Raw genomic sequence first — 18,171 nt, 5'->3', positions numbered from 1 at the left:
GCACCGACCCGTCCTCCCGCGTGCCCGCACGGGCGCGTGCACCCGCGCGCCCGGACGCACCCCGGGACGACGCCACACCCCCGCCCCCTGCCCCTCCCGCCCCCTGACCCCTGCCCCGTCCCTCCGGCCTGCCCGCGCGCGGGCAGGACGACCCCGCCGGACACCGTCCCCGTCCCCGTCCCCGAAAGGCACCCGCATGACCTCGCACACCTGGTGGCTGCTGCTCATCCTCACGGTGGCCATCGCCGCGCTGATCTACCTCATCAACTCCCGGCTGCGGGTCCATCCGTTCGTCGCGCTCGTCGTCGTCACCGTCGGCACCGGTCTCGCCGCCGGTGAGCCGGTCGCCGACCTGGTCGGCTCCATCGAGGACGGGGCGGGCGGCACCCTCGGGGACGTCGGCGTCACCCTCGCCCTGGGCGCCATGCTCGGGCGGCTGCTCTCCGACTCGGGGGCCACCGACGCCCTCGCCCACGCCCTGGTCGACCGGTCCACCGACCGCAGGCTGCCGTGGCTGGTGGGCGCCGCCGCGTTCGTCATCGGCGTCCCGATGTTCTTCGAGGTCGGCCTGATCGTGCTGCTGCCGCTGATCTTCAGCGTGGCCCGCCGGATGGAGGCGCAGGGCGGCACGAAGGGCTCCCCGTACGTGCTGCTCGGGGTCCCGGCCATCGCCTCGCTCTCCACTTTGCACGGCATGCTGCCCCCGCACCCGGGGCCGCTCACCGCCATGACGGGCCTGCACGCCGACCTCGGTCTCACCATGCTGGTCGGCCTCGTCTGCGCGATACCCACCGTGATCCTGGCGGGCCCGGTCTACGCCCGCTGGATCGCGCCCCGCCTCGCCGACGTCCGTCCCGACGCCGCGCTCGTCGCCCAGTTCACCGGCGCGGGCCCGGCCGGTCCCGGCGACCGCGGGGACGACGGCACGGCGACGGCGTCCCGCCCCCGGGTGCCGACCGCGCTGGCCGTCGTCGCCGTGCTGGTCCCCGTCGTCCTGATGCTGCTGCGCACCCTCGCGGAGACGGTCCTCGACGAGTCGAGCGCCGTGCGGTCCGCGCTGACCTTCGCCGGTGAGCCCCTGATGGCGATGCTCGCCGGGCTCCTCTTCGCCCTCGGGGTGACGGCCGTTCGCACCGGCAGGCCGGGCGAGGAGATCCGCGGCTCCCTGACGGACAGCCTGAAGTCGATCGCCGCGATCCTGCTGATCATCGGCGGCGGCGGCGCCTTCAAGCAGGTGCTCCAGGACTCCGGCATCGGCGAGGCGATCGCGTCCGCCGCGCGGGGCGCCCACCTCAACCTGATCGTGCTCGGCTGGCTGATCGCGCTGCTGCTGTCGCTGACCACGGGGTCGGCCACCGTCGGCATCGTCTCGGCGACCGGGATCATCGCGCCGCTGGTCTCCGGCGGCGGCCTGGAGGCGTCGCTGCTCGTGGTGGCCATCGGGGCGGGCTCCATCGGCCTCAACTACGTGAACCACGCCGGGTTCTGGCTGGTCAAGGAGTCGTTCGGGATGGACCTCACCCAGGCGGCCAAGACCCAGACGGTCGTGCAGACCCTGGTCAGCGTGCTGGGCCTCGGCATGGCGCTGCTGCTGTCGGTGTTCGCCTAGGCCCGCCCCCGGACGAGGTATTCCGAGGCCCGCCGTCGTCCGGCGGGCCTCACCGCCTCAGCTTCCGGTGAGGTCCGCGTGCTCCGCGCGGTCCGTGAGCTGCGCCAGCGGCAGCGTGTGCTGCGTCTGGAGCACCTTCGCGCGCAGGTAGCGCACGTTGTGGGTGGTGGTGAAGACCCCGGTCGGGACCCGGTCGCGCACCGAGACGCCCAGGTCGCGGAGTTGCCCGGCCTTGTCGGGGTTGTTGGAGAGCAGGTCCAGCTCGGTGATGCCGAGGGCCCGCAGCATCTGGGCGGCGGCCGTGTAGTCGCGGTCGTCCTCCGGCAGGCCGAGGGCCGCGTTCGCCTCGTAGGTGTCGAGGCCGCGGTCCTGGAGCGCGTAGGCGTCCAGCTTGTTGTAGAGCCCTATGCCCCGGCCCTCCTGGCGCAGGTAGAGCAGGACGCCGCCGCGCCCGGCGATGCGCTCGACGGCCTCGCGCAGTTGCGGGCCGCAGTCGCAGCGGGCGGAGCCGAAGACGTCGCCGGTGAGGCACTCGGAGTGCAGCCGGACCAGCGGGACGGTGCCGGGCGCCGGGTCGCCGAGGACGACGGCCAGGTGCTCGGCGCCGTCCAGCAGGCCGTGGAAGGTGACGAGTTCGGCGTCGGCGCGGTAGCCGTCCTGGAAGCGCAGCGGGACCCGGACGCGGGCGCGCGGTGTGGCGGCGGGGGTGTCGGGCATGCGGGTTCTCCCGTGCGGTGGGTCCGGTCGGTTCGGGTGGTCCGGGACGGTACGCGTCGGTCTCCGCCCGGCCCCTCCGACGGCTTGCTTCAGATTTGAAGCAAGCGCCGTGCTCGGACCCTACCTATGTTTTAAAGTTAAAGCAATCAGTCGCCGGTCCCGGGTCCGGCCGCCTCCCGGGCCGCCCCGCACGGCGGGTTCGACCTGCGGCGCCACGGGACGTCGTCGGAGGTGGGGCGGGAGCCGTCCGCCTCCATCGCCCGGGTGAGCCCCGAGCAGATCTCCGCGAGCTGCCCCACCTGCTCCTCGGTGAGGTGGTCGAACAGGACCGCCCGCACGGTGTCGACGTGCCCCGGCGCGGTCCGCTCCAGGACCTCCGTGCCCGCCCCGGTGAGGGCGGCGACGCTGCCGCGCCTGTCGCACCGGTCGTCCTCGCGCCGCACCAGCCCGTCTCGCTCCAGCCGGGTCACCGCGTACGTCAGACGGCTGCGGGTGATCTTCGTGCGCTCGGCCAGGTCGGTCATCCGCAGCCGCCGCCCGGGCGCCTCGGACAGGTTGGCCAGGATCGAGTAGTAGAGGTGCGGCATGCCCGCGTCCTGCTGGAGCTGCCGGTCGATCGCGTCCTCGACGAGGTGGGTCGCGGCGATGTACGCGCGCCAGGCGCGCTGCTCCTCGGCGGTGAGCCAGCGGGTCGTCATGCCGCCAGTGTAGGTTTGTTTCAAACTTGAACCAAGTGGGCGCGAGCCCTCCGCCACCCCAACCCGACCGGGGAGTACGACGATGCCCCACCCGTACGTCCTGCTGTCCGCCGCCGTCTCCCTCGACGGCCACCTCGACGACACCGGCCCCGACCGGCTGCTGCTCTCCAGCCCCGCCGACTTCGACCGGGTCGACGAGGTCCGCGCCGCCTCCGACGCCATCCTGATCGGCGCCGGGACCCTCCGCGCCGACAACCCGCGCCTGCTGGTCAACGCGCCCGAGCGGCGGGCGGCCCGGGTCGCCGCCGGCCGCCCCGCCTACCCGCTCAAGGTCACCGTCAGCGGCTCGGGCGACCTCGACCCGGACGCCCGGTTCTGGCACACCGGCGGCGCGAAGGTCCTCTACACCACCGACCGGGGCGCCGAACGGGCCCGCGCCCTCGGCCTCGCCGCCGACGTCGTCCCGCTCGGACCCGGCCTCAACTGGCGCGCCCTGCTGACCCACCTGCGCGCCGCGTACGGCGTCGAGCGGCTGATGGTCGAGGGCGGCGGACACGTCCACACCCAGCTCCTCCAGGAGGGTCTCGCCGACGAACTCCAGCTCGTCGTCGCCCCGCTGCTGGTCGGCCAGAGCCAGGCCCCCCGCCTCTTCGGGCCCGGCGGCTACCAGTCGGGACGGCTGCGCCTGCTGGAGACCCGGCGCATCGAGGACGTCGTCCTGGCGCGCTACGAGCCCACCGCGCCCGGCGCCGGGCCGCTGCCGGCCGCCGCCGACCACCACTGGCTCCGGCTCGCCTGCGACCTCGCCGCGCTCTGCCCGCCGTCCACCACCGCCTTCAGCGTCGGCGCGGTCGTCGTCGCCGACGACGGCACCGAACTGGCCCGCGGCCACTCGCGGGAGGACGGCGACCCGGCCGCGCACGCCGAGGAGGCCGCCCTCGCCAAGCTCGACCCGGCCGACCCGCGGCTGCCCGGGGCCACCGTCTACTCCAGCCTCGAACCCTGCGCCCACCGCGCCTCCCGCCCCCGCCCGTGCGCCCGCCTGATCCTCGACGCCGGGGTCCGCCGGGTCGTGACGGCGTGGCGCGAGCCGGACACCTTCGTGGCGGACGCCGACGGCACCGGCCTGCTCACCGCCCGGGGCGTCGAGGTCCTGGTGCTCCCCGAGCACGCGGCACACGCCCGGCGGCCCAACGCCCACCTCGGCGCCTGACCCGCCCGGCGGCCGATCGGCCCAACAGATCCTGCGCCCCGCCGCCCGCCGGGTCACTCTGCGAGTGATCCGGTCCGGATGACGTGGAGGTGGCAGTGAGGTCAGTACGAAGGCGAGCGGCGGCGCTCGGGGCGGTGGCGCTGCTCACGGGGGCCGTCGCCTCCTGCGGGGTCTCCGGCACCGGCACCCGCACCATGGGCCGCGCCCTCCCGCCCGACGCCGCGTTCACCCACCCCGGGGTGCTGGTCAGCAAGGGGCAGCTGGACGCCGTCCGCAAGCACGTCAACGCCGGTGAGCAGCCGTGGCTCGGCGCCTACCTCGACATGCGGGACAGCAAGTACGGCTCGTACAAGTACCGGCCGCAGCCCTACGTCAGCGTCGACTGCCCCGGCGGCGACAAGGCGGCCGAGCCCGCGCACGGCTGCCTCGAGGAGCGCCAGGACGCCATCGCCGCCTACACCCAGGCCCTGCTCTACAGCGTCACCGGCAAGCAGCAGCACGCGGCCAAGGCGCGGGAGATCATGGACGCCTGGTCGGCGAAGATCAAGCGGCACACCGAGGAGGACGCCGGACTCCAGACCGCGTGGGCCGGGTCGACCTGGGCGCGGGCCGCCGAGATCGTCCGGTACGCGCCCGGCGCGGGCTGGCCCGCCGACCGGGTCGAGCGGTTCGCGACCATGCTGCGCACCGCCTACCTCCCGAACGTCACCCGCCGCGTGCCCGACTACAACGGCAACTGGGACCTCGCGATGACGGACGCGGCCATCGGCATCGCCGTCTTCACCGACGACCACAAGGGCTTCGACACCGCCGTGGGCCGGTTCCGCGACCGGGTGCCCGCCTACTTCTACCTGGAGAAGGACGGCAAGGTCCCGCTCACCCCGCCCGGCTCCACCTTCACCACCCCCGACCGGCTCCGGACGTACTGGTTCCGGCAGGGGACGTACAAGGACGGCCTCGCCCAGGAGACCTGCCGCAACTTCAAGCACGTCGGCTACTCGCTCGCCGCCACCGGACACATCGCCGAGACCGCCTGGCACCAGGGCGTCGACCTCTACGGCGACGTCAAGGACCGGCTGCGCGCCGCGCTCGCCCTGCACGCCCGCTACCAGCTCGGCGAGGCCGCCCCCGCCTGGCTCTGCGGCGGGAAGGTCGACCGCAGCATGGGCCCCGACCTGGAGGTCGCCCTCAACCACCTGGAGGACCGGCTCGACCTCCCGGTGCCCGAGGCGCACCGGCTCGCCGAGCGCGACCGGCCCTCCGGCACCGACGACCTCTTCGTCTCCTGGGAGACCCTCACGCACGCCCGCAACCCGGCGGACTGACCCCCGCCGGGAGCGGCGGCGAGGTACGCGTGTGCGTTCGGCCCCGGGGATGGCGTATGGTTGAGGAACACCGACGCGGGGTGGAGCAGCTCGGTAGCTCGCTGGGCTCATAACCCAGAGGTCGCAGGTTCAAATCCTGTCCCCGCTACTCAAGGCCGATGGCCGGAATCCTTCAAGGGTTCCGGCCATCGGTGCGTCCGGGGCCCCGGGCCCGCGCACGGTCCCGGAGCCGCCGGAGACCTCCCGCCGTATCTCATCCGCTCGGCTCTCCCCGGTCGCCGTCCGGGCCCGTGAGGGGAAACCTGGAACTACACGGGAGACCTGGGAGACGAGCGGTGGCGCCTGCCGACAGGAAGAAGGGGCCGGAGGGCGGGGGACGACGTGTCTCCCCCGGGACCGCCTTCGCCTGGCAGCTGCCGGTCCTGCTGATCCTCGTCGGCTTCGTCTACGACTTCTTCACCCCGCAGCAGTTCACCGCCTCCCCGCTGTTCGCCGCCGCGCCCCTGGTCGCCGCCCCGCTCTACTCGCTGCGCGGCACCGTCCTGACCGGCGTGGCCTCGCTGCTCGCGGTGCTCGTCATCCACCTGCGGCTCGGCGCCCCCCTGCACGCCGACTCGCTGACCGAGCTGGCGACCGTCGCCACCGTCGTCGTGCTGGCCGTCTTCATCAACGTCCTGGTCCGCCGGGGCAACGCCCGGCTCGCCTCCCAGCGCGAGATCGCCGAGGCCGCCCAGCGGGCGGTGCTGCCCGAGCCCGCCCAGCGGATCGGCGGGTTCGACATCGCCGCGCGCTACGAGGCCGCGCAGGCGGACGCCTCCATCGGCGGCGACCTCTACGCCGTCCAGGACACCCCGCACGGCGTCCGCCTGGTCGTCGGGGACGTGCGCGGCAAGGGGATCGGCGCGGTGGGCGCCGTCGCCGTCCTGATCGGGGCGTTCCGGGAGGCCGCCGAGCAGGAGGCCACCCTGGAGGCGGTGGCGCAGCGGCTGGAGCGGGCCTTCGCCCGGGAGGGCGTGCGCCGCGAGGGGGTGGACGCCGCCGAGGGGTTCACCACCGTCGTCCTCGCCGAACTCCCGCACGGCGACGGCGTCGTGCGGATCGTCACCCGGGGCCATCCGCCCGCCCTGCTGCTGGGCCGGGACGGCACGGTGCGGCCGCTCTCCCCGCAGGAGCACGCCCTGCCGCTCGGCATGGGCGAGCTGGGGAGCTGGCCCGACCGGGTCGAGGAGAGCGCGTTCCCCAGCGGCGCCATCCTGCTCCTGTACACCGACGGGCTCTCCGAGGCCCGGGACGCGCGCGGGGAGTTCTTCGATCCGCAGGCCCGGCTCACCGGGCGGGTCTTCGAGGACCCCGGCACCCTCCTGGCCACCCTTGCCCGGGAGGTGCGCCAGTACACCGGCGGCGGCACCACGGACGACATGGCGCTGCTCGCCGTCCGCCGCCCCTGACCGATGTCACCGGGGGTGAGCGGGCGACCTCCCTCCGATAACAACTGACACACGGTCAAAATCCGGGGGGTTTGGAGCGCGGGGCCGACTCGCCCGCCTTTCGCCGGTCATGGCCCGTACGTCCAGGCCGGATTCGTTAATGATCAAGGGGAACGGCTTGGAATCCCCACCCCGTGTCTATTAACGTTCGATAACGCAGCGCGGTCGTCCCAGCCGTCACAAGGCGGCTCCGCGCGCACGCGCCGAATCCCGCGAGGGAACCGGGGAACCACCACATGGGGTGAATCGCGCCTCCGCCCGTCGTGCCCGCACGACAGGTATACGCGCGTAGGAGACCTTCCTGCTCCGAACCCGTCAGCTAACCCGGTAGGCGAGAAGGAAGGAAGGAGTGCGCCTACGTGGCGTCCAACAGGCCTGCTCCGACGGCACCCGTGGCTCCCGAGACGGCCGGCCGCGTCACCGGTGACACCTTCGCCTACGGCGACTACCGCGCCGACGAGGGCCCCTGGCAGGAGTGGAACCCCACCGCCGAGACCCTTCCGCCGGTCCGCGGCCGCCACCGCGTCGCCAAGCAGCGCGGCGGCGGACTCGCCCGCAGCTCCACCGTCCTGGGCGTCGGCGTCATAGCCGCGATGGGCGCGGGCGGCATGGCCAGCGCCAACACGGGCAAGCCCCCGGTCTCCATCTCGATCCCCGACCTGCCCTCCGTGGGCGCCGTCTTCGGCGACGAGCCCGCCCCGCCCCCGAGGGCTCCGCGACCGCCCTCAGCTCGCTCGGCGTCGCCGCCGACGAGACCTCGCGGACCACCCGGGACGCCGGCGACCTGCTGCGCGACCGGATCATGGCGCAGGCCGAGAGCCAGCAGGTCCAGATCGACGCCAAGGCGCAGGCCACCGCGCAGGCGGCGGCCGCGAAGCAGATCGCCGACGCCACCGCCAAGGCCGAGAAGGCGGCCGCCGAGAAGGCCGCCGCCGCCAAGAAGAAGGCCGAGGCGGAGGCCGCGCAGAAGGCGGAGGCCGCGCGCCTCGCCGAGCTGGCCAAGCAGTACACCCTGCCGACCTCCTCGTACACGATCACCGGCACCTTCGGGCAGGCCGGTGCCATGTGGTCCTCCGGCTACCACACGGGCCTCGACTTCGCCGCGCCCACCGGCACCCTCATCAAGGCCGTCCACAGCGGCACGATCACCGAGGCGGGCTGGGCCGGGGCGTACGGCTACCGCACGATCCTGACCCTGGACGACGGCACCGAGCTGTGGTTCTGCCACCAGTCCTCGATCAGCGCCACCGTCGGCCAGAAGGTCGCCACCGGCGACGTCATCGGCCGCGTCGGCGCGACCGGCAACGTCACCGGCCCCCACCTGCACCTGGAGGTGCACCCCGGCGGCCAGGCCGAGGGCATCGACCCGATGAGCTGGCTGCGCGGCAAGGGCCTCACCCCCTGACCGCACCCCGGACCGGGTTTTGCGCGAGCTTTGCGGGTATGTCCGGATGTCGGCGGAATGGCGCGCTCCGCCCAGCCCGTTGAACCCGTCATGACTTCTCTCCGCAAGCTCGGCTCATCCGACCTCGAGGTCTTCCCGCTCGCCCTCGGCGGCAACGTCTTCGGCTGGACGGCGGACCAGGCGGCCTCCTTCGCCGTGCTCGACGCCTACACGGCCGCGGGCGGCAACTTCGTCGACACCGCCGACTCCTACTCGGCCTGGGCCGACGGCAACTCGGGCGGCGAGTCCGAGACGATCATCGGCCGGTGGATCGCCGCGCGCGGCAACCGCGACGACGTCGTCATCGCGACGAAGGTCAGCCAGCACCCCGACCACCAGGGGCTCTCCGCCGCCACCATCAAGGCCGCCGCCGACGCCTCGCTGCGCCGCCTGGGCACCGACCGCATCGACCTCTACTACACCCACTTCGACAAGCCCGAGGTGCCGGTCGCGGAGATCATCGGGGCCCTCGACGACCTGGTGCGGGCGGGCAAGGTCCGCCGGATCGGGGCCTCCAACATCAGCCCCGAGCGGCTCCAGGAGTCCCTCGACCACTCCGACCGGGAGGGCCTCGCCCGGTACGTGGCGCTCCAGCCGCAGTACAACCTGGTCTCCCGCGACACCTACGAGGGCGCCCTCCAGGACGTCGCCGAGCGCGCCGGACTCGCCGCCGTCCCCTACTACGCGCTCGCGTCCGGCTTCCTCACCGGCAAGTACCGGCCCGGTGCGACGGTGGACAGCCCCCGGGCCGGCCGCGCCGCCGCCCACCTCGACACCGAGCGCGGACGACGCGTGCTGACCGCGCTGGACGAGATCGCCGCCGCCCACGGCGCCGAGATCCCCACGGTGGCCCTGGCGTGGCTGGCCTCCCGGCCGACGGTGGAGGCCCCGATCTCCTCCGCCCGCACCCCGGAGCAGCTCCCCGCCCTCCTCGCGGTGGCGGACCTGACGCTGACACCGGAGGAGCTGACCCGCCTGACGCAGGCGTCGGAGGCCTGACGGAGGCCCGGGGCCGGGCGGCCGTCCAGAGCGGCGGCAGGGAGGGCTAGAAGCCGTACGGGGGGTGGGCGGCCGTCGGCAGGTGGCCCGTGCCCGGGTGGCCCGTCGCGGGGTGGCCTGTGCCTGGGTGGCCGGTCGTGGGCGGGAGCTGGGCCGGGTGGCCCGTGCCCGGGTGGCCCGTCGTGGGCGGGAGCGGGGCCGGGTCCGCGGGCGCGGACTGCTCCGGCACCCCGTGAGCCTGGCCCGCGTGGCCGTAGCCGTAGCCGTGGCCGTAGCCCTGGCCCGCGTAGCCGTAGCCCAGGCCTTCGTAGCCGTACCCCTGGCTTCCGTGGCCCTGGCCCTGCCACTGGCCGCCGTGGCCGGGGGCGCCCTGGACGCCGTAGCCGTAGCCGTGGCCGGGGGACCGGTGGTCGTGCGCGGGGCCCTGCGGGGCGTGGCCGTACGCGGGCCACGGGGGCGCCCAGACCGGAACCACGGGGGCCGTCAGACGGGCCGCGTGTTCGAGCGCCGGGCGGGCGACGTCCCTGCGGTGCCACAGCTCGTGCAGCAACTCCCGCTCCCGGACGACGAAGTCGGCGCCCGCCCTGCCCCGGCGCCCCCGGTGCCGCAGGAACGCCAGGGACGTCGCGTACGCCTCGTACTCGGCGACCACGCGCCCGGCGGGCCTGCCCAGATGGCGGGCGGCGAAGTCACGGGCCGCCCGCCGGGCCCGCATCGAGCCGAGCGCGTACGGCTCCGGCGGGCTGAGCCACCCGGCGGCCGTGTACGCGGGCAGCTCCTCGCGCACCGTGCGCAGCTCCCGCTGCCTGGTCCAGATCACCAGCCAGGTCAGCAGCCCGAACGCGGGCACCATGAACGCGGCGTACACCGCGAAGAAGCCGTACGTGCCGAAGGTCGAGGAGCCGTTCCACAGGGCGTGCATGCCCATCGCGAGCAGCAGCCCGGCCGCCGGGAACAGCACCTTGCGCACCCGCCCGCGGTCGGCGCCCAGCGCCGCGAGTCCGAAGCCGATGCCGGTGAGGACGGTGAAGAGGGGGTGCGCGAACGGCGACATCACCACCCGCACGAAGAACGTCGCCGCCGTCACGGAGACGAAGCCGCTGCCGCCGGTGAGCTGGTCGGTGCCGAACGCGGTGCCCAGGTAGAGGATGTTCTCGGTGAAGGCGAACCCGGTGGCGGTGACGCCCGCTATCACCACGCCGTCGACGATCCCGGTGAAGTCCCGGCGCCGGAACAGGAAGACGAGCAGGACGGCCGCGGCCTTCGCGGACTCCTCGACGACGGGAGCTATCACCGTCGCCGCGAGGGTGTCCGCGCCCGACGGGTCCGCGGTGGCCGTCGCGATCCAGCGGGCCGCGAAGCTGTTGGCGACGATCGCTATCAGCGCCGCCGCGCAGGCGCCCCACGCGAACGCGAACAGCAGGTTGCGCCAGGGCCCGGGGGCGACCCGGTCCAGCCAGCGGAACGCGGCGACCAGCAGCGGTACCGGCAGCACCGCGAGACCGAGCCCGACCAGGAACCCCTCGCTGCCGGTCTGCCTGCGCACCAGGGCCAGGATGACCAGACCGGAGAGCGCCAGCAGGGTGACGAGCGCGCCGTAGCGGACCCAGCGGCGCTGCCACCAGTGCGCGTGCCCGAGCACTCCGCCGGGCGCACCGCCCGGGTGCGGAGGATGGGTCGGGTACGGGGGGAGTACGGCCACGGCATCGACCCTAACGAGTGAATCAGCCGGACGCGGGCCGTCGGCCGGGACGCGGGACGCGGCGGAAGAGGAGGTCGTTCACGACATGACCCTTCTCCAGTCCCTGCCCCTCGAAACGGGTCAGCGGCCGGAACCCGGGACGCGGCGCGAAACCGCCCCCGGGCACGGTGTTCTCGAAGTCCGGGTGCGCGCTCAGCACGTCGAGCATCTGCTCCGCGTACGGCTCCCAGTCGGTGGCGCAGTGCACGGTGCCGCCGGGGCGGACACGGGTCGCGACCAGGTCGAGGAACTCCGGCTGGATCAGCCGCCGCTTGTGGTGCCGCTTCTTGGGCCAGGGGTCGGGGAAGTAGACCCGCAGGCCCTCCAGGCTGTCGGGGGCGAGCATCTCGCGCAGCAGGATGATCGCGTCGCCGTTGCCGACCCGCACGTTGGTCAGGCCGTCCCGCTCGGCGAGGTGCAGCAGATGGCCCTGGCCGGGGGTGTGCACGTCGACGGCGAGGATGTTCGTCCCCGGGTCGGCCGCGGCCATCCGCGCGGTCGCCTCGCCCATGCCGAAGCCGATCTCCAGGACGACGGGGCGGGCGTTCCCGAACAGCTCGGCCAGGTCGACGACCCCCCGCCCGTCGATGTCCAGGCCCCAGGCGGGCCAGAGCCGCTGGAGCGCGTCGGCCTGCCCGCTGGTGACCCGGCTGCGCCGCGGCTGGAAGCTGCGGATCCGCCGCTCGAAGTGCGACCCGGCGGGATCGGCCTGGGGCCCGTCGGGGAACCGCGGCTCGCCCTTGGGGCGGGCGGGGCGGCGGGCCTCGTCCGGGTGCGGGGCGGGGTGGTGGGGCCGCGGGGAGGCGGGGTGCCCGGCGGCGGGTTCGGGGGCGCGAGGGGAGTCAGACACAGTGGGACGATTTTACGTGGCCGATTCCGATGACCCCGGCCCGGAGCGGAGGGGACCGAAGTGCCCGGACCCCGGCCGGAGTGGACGGGACCCAAGGTGCCAGGCCCCCCAGCCGGAGCGGATGGAACCCGAGGTGCCAGGCCCTTCGGTCGGAGTGGACGGGACCCGCGGCCGCCCGGACCCCCGGCGCCGTCACCGAGTCGGTTCCCGCCACCGCCCCGCCCCCGTCAGCGCCCCCTCCCCGCCCCTCCTACCGTTCCGTCTCCTCCAGCAGGGACAGGACGCGGCGGGCCACCTCGCGGCCGATCGGGAGGGAGGCCGTCGCCGCCGGGGACGGGGCGTTGAGGATGTGCACCACCCGCGGGGTCTCCTTGATCAGGAAGTCGTCCGCCAGGGTGCCGTCGCGCAGCACCGCCTGGGCCCTGACCCCGGCCGCCGTGCGGATCAGGTCGTCCTCGCGCACCGCGGGCAGCAGCCGCCGCACCGCCTCGGTGAACGCCGCTCGGGACAGCGAGCGGCGCAGCTCCCCCGCGCCGTAGCGCCAGTGCCTGCCCGCCATCCGCCAGGTGCCGGGCCAGCCGAGCGTCCCGGCCAGTTCCCGTGGCCGTACGACGCCCCAGCCGTACCCCTCGCGGGCGAGCGCCGGCACCGCGTTCGGGCCGATGTGCACCCCGCCGTCGATCCCCCGGGTGAGGTGCACGCCGAGGAAGGGGAAGGCCGGGTCGGGCACCGGGTAGACCAGGCCGCGCACCAGCTCCGGCCGGTCGAGGGCGTAGTACTCGCCCCGGAACGGGACGATCCGCATCTCGGGGTCGTCCCCGGTGAGGCGGGCCACCTCGTCGCAGTGGAGACCGGCGCAGTTGACCATGGCGCGGGCGCGCACCACCTCCCCGCGGGCCGTGCGCACGGCGACGCCGCGCTCGGGACGCCGGTCCACCCGGACCACCCGGGCCCCGTAGCGGATCTCCGCCCCGGAGGCGTCGGCCAGCCGTCTGGCCACCCCGACGAAGTCGCAGACGCCGGTGGTCCCGACGTGTATGGCGGCGAGCCCCCGCACCTCGGGCTCGTACTCGGCGATCTGCGCGCCGCCCAGCTCGCGGACCGGGATGCCGTTCTCCCGGCCGCGCTGCACGAGCGCGTGCAGCCGGGGCAGCTCGGCCCGCTCGGTGGCGACGATCAGCTTGCCGGTGACGGCGTGCGCGATGCCGTACTCGGCGCAGAACTTGACCATCTCGGCCGCGCCCCGCACCGCGTACGCGGCCTTCAGGGAGCCGGGCCGGTAGTAGATCCCGCTGTGGATCACCCCGCTGTTGCGCCCGGTCTGGTGCCGGGCGGGGCCCGGTTCCTTCTCCAGCACGGTCACCCGGGTGCCCGGCGCGGCCCGGGTGATCGCGTACGCCGTGGACAGCCCGACGATCCCCCCGCCGATCACGAGCACGTCACAGTCATGGGCGACCGCCGACCGCACCTGCACCACCTCCCGCCTCGATAGTGCACTGCGCCACTGACAGCCGCTTCAAACGCGGGCGGGCGCACCACCGGGGCGGGAGGACCGGGCCGTTCTCACGCCGGGGCCATCAGCAGCGGGCGGGCCCGCTCCCGCAACTCCACGACCTGCGGTTCGTCGCCGTAGGGCTCAAGACGGGCCAGCAGGTCCTTGACGTACTCGGTGGTCCGCGCCGACGAGATCCGCCCGGCGACCTCCACGGCCCGCACCCCCTGCTCGCACGCCGCGTCCAGGTTCCCGGACTCCAGTTCCGCCACGGCCGACACCACGAGCCGCAGCCCGTGCGAGCGGACGAACTCCTCCGTCGGCTTCGACAGCGCCTGCTCCGTGAACCGGCGTACCTGGCGTGGTGCCTTCAGGTCGCGGTAGCACTCGGCCGCGTCGGCGGCGAACCGGTCGTAGGAGTAGAAACCCAGCCACGAGGGGTCGTTGTCGCCGTCCCTGGCCCGCTCCAGCCACCCCTCGGCCGCCTTGAGCGCGGCACCGGCGGCCTGCGCGTCGCCCGCGCGGGCGTGGGCGCGGGCCTCGACGAGGCGGAAGAAGCTCATCGTGCGGGCGGTGGCCAGGCCCCGGTTGCGTTCCAGCGCGGCCTGCGCGAGGTCGACGCCCTCGTCGCCGAAGCCCCGGTAGGTCGCCTGGAGGGACATGGACGCCAGCACGTACCCCCCGAGGGGGACGTCGGCCGCGGCACGTGCCAGCCGCAAGGACTGGATGTAGTAGCGCTGCGCCGCCTCCTGCTGGCCGGTGTCGAACGCCATCCAGCCCGCGAGGCGGGTGAGTTCGGCGCTGGCCCCGAAGAGCGCGCGGCCGACCTCGTCCGAGTAGGCGCCGAGCAGCAGCGGCGCCGCCTCCACCCGTAAGCACTCGGGCACCATCGACGAACGCCAGTCGCCGCCACCGTACTTGGAGTCCCAGCGGCGGGCGTCCTCGGCGGCCTCGCGCAGTTTCTGCACATCACTGTGGCCGACTTTCTGCGGTGCGCCGGAGCCCTCTGCGGGCCCCACCTCGCGCGCGACCGAGGAGTCGGCCGGGGTTATCAGCCAGCGTGAGGCGGGCGTGGCGTACGCGCTGACCGCGAAGGAGCCGGCCAGCGACTGCCATATGCCACCGGAACCTGCCCTGCGGCCCGCGAGATCGAGGCGGTACAGCTCGGTCGCCGAGCGCACCGCCTGCGCCACGTCGCGGGGGAAGGCGAGGCCCACCTCCGGTGCCGGGTCGGCGTCCGCCAGGCCGATCTCGTGGAGCGGCACGGGGCGGCCCAGCTTCTGGCCGATCGCGGCGGCGATGAGGTGAGGGGCGGCACCCTGCGGCACCATGCCCTTCGACACCCAGCGCGCCACCGACGTCTTGTCGTAGCGAAGTGTCAACCCGCGTTGGGCGCCAAGGTCGTTGACGCGCCGCGCGAGTCCTGCGTTGCTGATTCCCGCGAGGGCGAGAACGGTGCCGAGCTTCTCGTTCGGCCCGCGTTGCTCCCTGGACATGCGCCACCCCTCGACACAGACGGCTGTCGCGCTGGCATAAGCACGCGGCATTCGTAAACCCAGCGTAGTTCGCCGCATCCCAAGCGTTAAGAGGCATTGTTCCGGATGGCGGGATTGTGGTCCGTACCCGAGCGCGACGCCGACACGCGCTGTCGCCGCGTGCTCCCGCTGTGTGGCCGTGCGCCCGTGCGTGCGCTCTACTCCGGCCACCCCGGGAGCGCTTCCATGGAGCTTGCGTGGGTCGGCCCGCTGTACTGGATCCAGTGGGCTGGGGGACACCGCCGCCTTCATCCCCGCGGGCGGCGGACCGGCCCGGGGGGCGAGTCCCGCCCCCCGGGCTGAACGCCGTCCGGGGCTCCGGCGGCGGGCCCGCGCCGGACACGGAGCGTGTCCGCGGCGGCCTCAACTCCGTTTCCCTCACGCCGAATTGGCCGAAAATCGATCCCGCTCTCCGGGTACGATCACCGCTCCCACCACGGGAGTTGAGGGCGTACGGAGCGTTTTCGGGGCGCGCGCCGGGGGCGCATTCGCGTCGCAACGCACCCGCCCGCCACTGCCGTCCGGCCTCCTGGCAGGGTGGTCGACCGGGCGCGTCCCCCGGGGCGTCGGCGGTGTCACCGCCTCTCTGTGGCGCGTTCTTCATGGCAGCATGGTGAATCGTTCGTGACGATGCACTGGTTGTCCACAGGCTGTGGAGGCGTCCATGCGGTGGTTGGTGGGATGGAGCAGCACCGCCGCGCGGAGCGCCGGGATCGGCTCCGCCGGGGCGACCGGGACCGACGGCGAGACCGTGCACCCGGTGGGCTCCCAACTCCTGTGGGGCGACCCCGATCCGCTCTGGGCGGTCGGCGACTGGCGCCCCGACGAGGTCCGCGTCGTCAAGGCCGACCCGGAGAACCGGATCGCCGTCCTCGGCACCTGCGCCGCCTCCGACGAGCAGCTGCGGGTCGGCCTGTTCGCCGCCCGCGGCGGCGCGCTGCGCCATCTGACGGCCTGGGCGGGCAGCTACACCGCCGTCGTCCAGGCCGGCCGCCGGATCACCGTCTGCGGCGATCTGGCGGGCGCCCGCCCGGTGTTCCACACCCCCTGGGCGCAGGGCACCGCCTACGCGACCGCCGCGCTGCCGCTCGCCGACCTCGTCGAGGCCAACCTCGACTTCGGCCACCTCGCCGCGCTGCTGGCCGCGCCCGACGTCCCGGCCGCCCTCCAGGACTCCACCCCCTACGACGGCGTGCGGCGCGTTCCGCCGGGGCACGCGCTGATCCTGCGCGCGGGGGCGCGCGAGATCGCCGGGTACGAGGCGGTCGCCTCCCTCGCGGTGGCGGCGCCCTCCGCCGACCCGGACCGTGCCGTGGACGCCGTCCGGGACGCGCTGGTCGACGCGGTCCGCGCCCGGCTCTCGGCGCCCCGGCACGTCCCCGGCATCGAGATGGACCCGGGCCCGGTCCCCGGCATGGGACCCGCCGAGCGGCGGGCCGCGCGCGGGATGCCGGTCGCGGGCATCGGCGCCGACCTGTCGGGCGGCCCCGCCTCGGGCACCCTGGCCCTGCTCGCGGCCGGTCTGCCCGGCATGCCGGGCACCGTCCTCGGACACGGCACGGGCGCGGGGGAGCGGCTCCTCGCGGTCACCTTCAACGACCTGGTCACCGGCGGCCGGGAGGCCGAGGTGCAGCGGGCGGGCACCCTCGCCGCCAACCCGCGCCTGCACCACGTGGTCGTCACCGGCGACGAGGACACCCTGCCCTACGCCGACCTCGACGGACCCCTCACCGACGAGCCGGGCCGCAGCCTGGTGAGCGCCGCCCGGCACCGCGCCCGGCTGGCCGCGGGCAGCGCCGACCACTTCACCGGCTACGGCGCCCGCCAGGTCCTGGACGCCCACCCGGCCCGCCTCGCCGACCTCCTGATGGACCGCAAGCGCCGTCACCTGGTCCGCCCGGTCGCCGCGCTCGCCAAGGCCGACGGCTCGGTCCTCGTCCCCGCGCGCGTGTACGGCGCCGCCCGCCGGCTGGCCCGCACCCCGTACCTCGACGGCCTCGACCTCCTCGCGGAACGGCTGCTGCAACGCCGCTTCGACGAGCCCGGCGGCGCCGTCGGTGCCTCGCTCGCCGCGCTCGCCTGGGCCAGACCCGGTCCCGCCGCGCGCTGGCTGACCGGGGAGGCGCTCGCCGAAGTATCGGTTCGCCTCCAGGCGTCCGCGCGCCGCGCCTCCCTCGCCCCCAACCAGCGCCCCGGCGAGTACCGCGCGCGGGCCGCCCTCGCCCGCCAGGCCGCCGAGACGCGCGTCCTGGAACAGGCGGCGGAGATCCGCTCCCAGCGCCTGCACACCCCGTTCCTCGACAACCAGGTCGTCCGCGCCTGCCGCGCCCTCCCGGAGGCCCTGCGCGTCCAGCCGGGCGCCCGCGCGGACATCCTGCGGACGGTGCTGGAGGGCGCCGGCGTCAGCGACCTGCCGCCCGGCTGGGGCGCACCCTCGCACGGCCCGGCGTCCCAGGCGGCCCACACCGGCCTGCGCGCCGCCGCCTCCACCCTGACCGACCTCTTCGGCACGCCCCTGCTGGCGGAGGCGGGCCTGGTGGAGGCCCGGGTGGTCCGCAAGGCTCTGCGCGCTGCGGCGGAGGGCGAACCCCTGCCGATCGACGGCCTCGCCGACCTCGTCTCCCTCGAACTGTGGCTGCGCCGCCTCCTCTCCCGCAGGGGCACCTGCTGGACCGGCACCCCGGCCCGCCAGCGAGCCGTCCCCGAGGGCATCGCCCCCCGCCGGGGCGCACTGGCGTCGGGAGGGGGCGCGGGGGTGGCGTGAGACCCGCTTTGGCCAATTCCCACCGCTCCCATCTGTCACCGGGGGGGAGGGGAGGGTGAGGGGGGAGGGGGGGAGGAACTCCGGACCCCGGGGACTCCTCGGCTGACTGCGACCCCGTGATTCCCCCTCCAGCCCCGCCGGTGCATCCCGTTGCCGTCCCGGGGGGGGCTTCTCTCCCGCCCAGGGGGACCTTCTCTTCCGTCTCCGGGCTGCCTTCCGTCTCCGGGCCGCTTCCCGTCTCCGGGCTCTCTTCCGTCCCCCGGGTCCTCTTCCGTCCCCCGGGTCCTCTTCCGTCCC

Annotated in this window: 12 protein-coding genes, 1 tRNA gene, 1 pseudogene and 1 riboswitch; of the genes and pseudogenes, 8 read left to right on the top strand and 6 right to left on the bottom strand. The window is 74.7% G+C overall.

Annotation, left to right across the window (positions count from 1 at the left end; all coding sequences use genetic code 11):
• Positions 1 to 196: 196 nt before the first annotated feature.
• Positions 197 to 1,609: a GntP family permease gene (locus tag GA0115242_RS33620; RefSeq protein WP_093835309.1), complete on the top strand. Its 1,413-nt coding sequence runs from the start codon at positions 197 to 199 to the stop codon at positions 1,607 to 1,609.
• A 57-nt stretch (positions 1,610 to 1,666) separates the two neighbouring features.
• On the opposite strand, the gene ribA is transcribed toward GA0115242_RS33620, so the two are convergent.
• Positions 1,667 to 2,326, bottom strand: coding sequence for a GTP cyclohydrolase II (gene ribA / locus GA0115242_RS33615; protein WP_093835308.1), 660 nt, complete (start codon positions 2,324 to 2,326; stop codon positions 1,667 to 1,669).
• Between the two features lie 146 nt (positions 2,327 to 2,472).
• The gene (locus tag GA0115242_RS33610; RefSeq protein ID WP_093835306.1) at positions 2,473 to 3,024 is read right to left on the bottom strand and encodes a MarR family winged helix-turn-helix transcriptional regulator; all 552 of its coding nucleotides are present in this window, start codon (positions 3,022 to 3,024) and stop codon (positions 2,473 to 2,475) included.
• Positions 3,025 to 3,106: 82 nt separating this feature from the next.
• On the opposite strand from GA0115242_RS33610, the gene GA0115242_RS33605 reads away from it, so the two are divergent.
• From GA0115242_RS33605 to GA0115242_RS33580, 6 genes and pseudogenes are all read left to right on the top strand, one after another.
• Positions 3,107 to 4,237: a dihydrofolate reductase family protein gene (locus GA0115242_RS33605; RefSeq protein ID WP_093835304.1), complete on the top strand. Its 1,131-nt coding sequence runs from the start codon at positions 3,107 to 3,109 to the stop codon at positions 4,235 to 4,237.
• Between the two features lie 89 nt (positions 4,238 to 4,326).
• Positions 4,327 to 5,562, top strand: a complete 1,236-nt coding sequence (locus tag GA0115242_RS33600; protein WP_093835313.1) for an alginate lyase family protein — start codon at positions 4,327 to 4,329, stop codon at positions 5,560 to 5,562.
• Positions 5,563 to 5,636: 74 nt separating this feature from the next.
• Positions 5,637 to 5,710 (top strand) — tRNA-Met (locus GA0115242_RS33595).
• Positions 5,711 to 5,897: 187 nt separating this feature from the next.
• Positions 5,898 to 7,010, top strand: coding sequence for a PP2C family protein-serine/threonine phosphatase (locus tag GA0115242_RS33590; RefSeq protein ID WP_311638897.1), 1,113 nt, complete (start codon positions 5,898 to 5,900; stop codon positions 7,008 to 7,010).
• A gap of 230 nt (positions 7,011 to 7,240) precedes the next feature.
• Positions 7,241 to 7,398, top strand: a riboswitch (cyclic di-AMP (ydaO/yuaA leader).
• Positions 7,399 to 7,408: 10 nt separating this feature from the next.
• Positions 7,409 to 8,454 (top strand): annotated as a pseudogene (locus GA0115242_RS33585) (M23 family metallopeptidase).
• Positions 8,455 to 8,544: 90 nt separating this feature from the next.
• Positions 8,545 to 9,492: an aldo/keto reductase gene (locus GA0115242_RS33580; RefSeq protein ID WP_093835311.1), complete on the top strand. Its 948-nt coding sequence runs from the start codon at positions 8,545 to 8,547 to the stop codon at positions 9,490 to 9,492.
• A 46-nt stretch (positions 9,493 to 9,538) separates the two neighbouring features.
• Here the strand turns inward: GA0115242_RS33580 and GA0115242_RS33575 are convergent, their stop codons facing one another.
• From GA0115242_RS33575 to GA0115242_RS33560, 4 genes are all read right to left on the bottom strand, one after another.
• Entirely contained in the window at positions 9,539 to 11,194 is a 1,656-nt protein-coding gene (locus GA0115242_RS33575; protein ID WP_093835300.1) for a PrsW family intramembrane metalloprotease, read from the bottom strand.
• A 22-nt stretch (positions 11,195 to 11,216) separates the two neighbouring features.
• Positions 11,217 to 12,083 carry a tRNA (guanosine(46)-N7)-methyltransferase TrmB gene (trmB, locus tag GA0115242_RS33570; RefSeq protein ID WP_093835298.1) on the bottom strand — a complete coding sequence of 289 codons (867 nt, stop codon included), beginning with the start codon at positions 12,081 to 12,083 and terminating at the stop codon, positions 11,217 to 11,219.
• A gap of 250 nt (positions 12,084 to 12,333) precedes the next feature.
• Positions 12,334 to 13,560, bottom strand: a complete 1,227-nt coding sequence (gene lhgO, locus GA0115242_RS33565) for an L-2-hydroxyglutarate oxidase (RefSeq protein WP_093835296.1) — start codon at positions 13,558 to 13,560, stop codon at positions 12,334 to 12,336.
• An 86-nt stretch (positions 13,561 to 13,646) separates the two neighbouring features.
• Positions 13,647 to 15,071, bottom strand: a complete 1,425-nt coding sequence (locus GA0115242_RS33560) for an MFS transporter (protein ID WP_093835294.1) — start codon at positions 15,069 to 15,071, stop codon at positions 13,647 to 13,649.
• Positions 15,072 to 15,774: 703 nt separating this feature from the next.
• Between GA0115242_RS33560 and GA0115242_RS33555 the strand changes: the two genes are divergently transcribed.
• The gene (locus GA0115242_RS33555; protein WP_093835292.1) at positions 15,775 to 17,874 is read left to right on the top strand and encodes an asparagine synthase-related protein; all 2,100 of its coding nucleotides are present in this window, start codon (positions 15,775 to 15,777) and stop codon (positions 17,872 to 17,874) included.
• The last annotated feature ends 297 nt before the right edge of the window (positions 17,875 to 18,171 follow it).

The sequence above is a fragment of the Streptomyces sp. SolWspMP-5a-2 genome, assembly GCF_900091845.1.
Taxonomy (GTDB): Bacteria; Actinomycetota; Actinomycetes; order Streptomycetales; family Streptomycetaceae; genus Streptomyces; species Streptomyces doudnae.
This window is presented reverse-complemented; position numbering and strand designations above follow the sequence as displayed.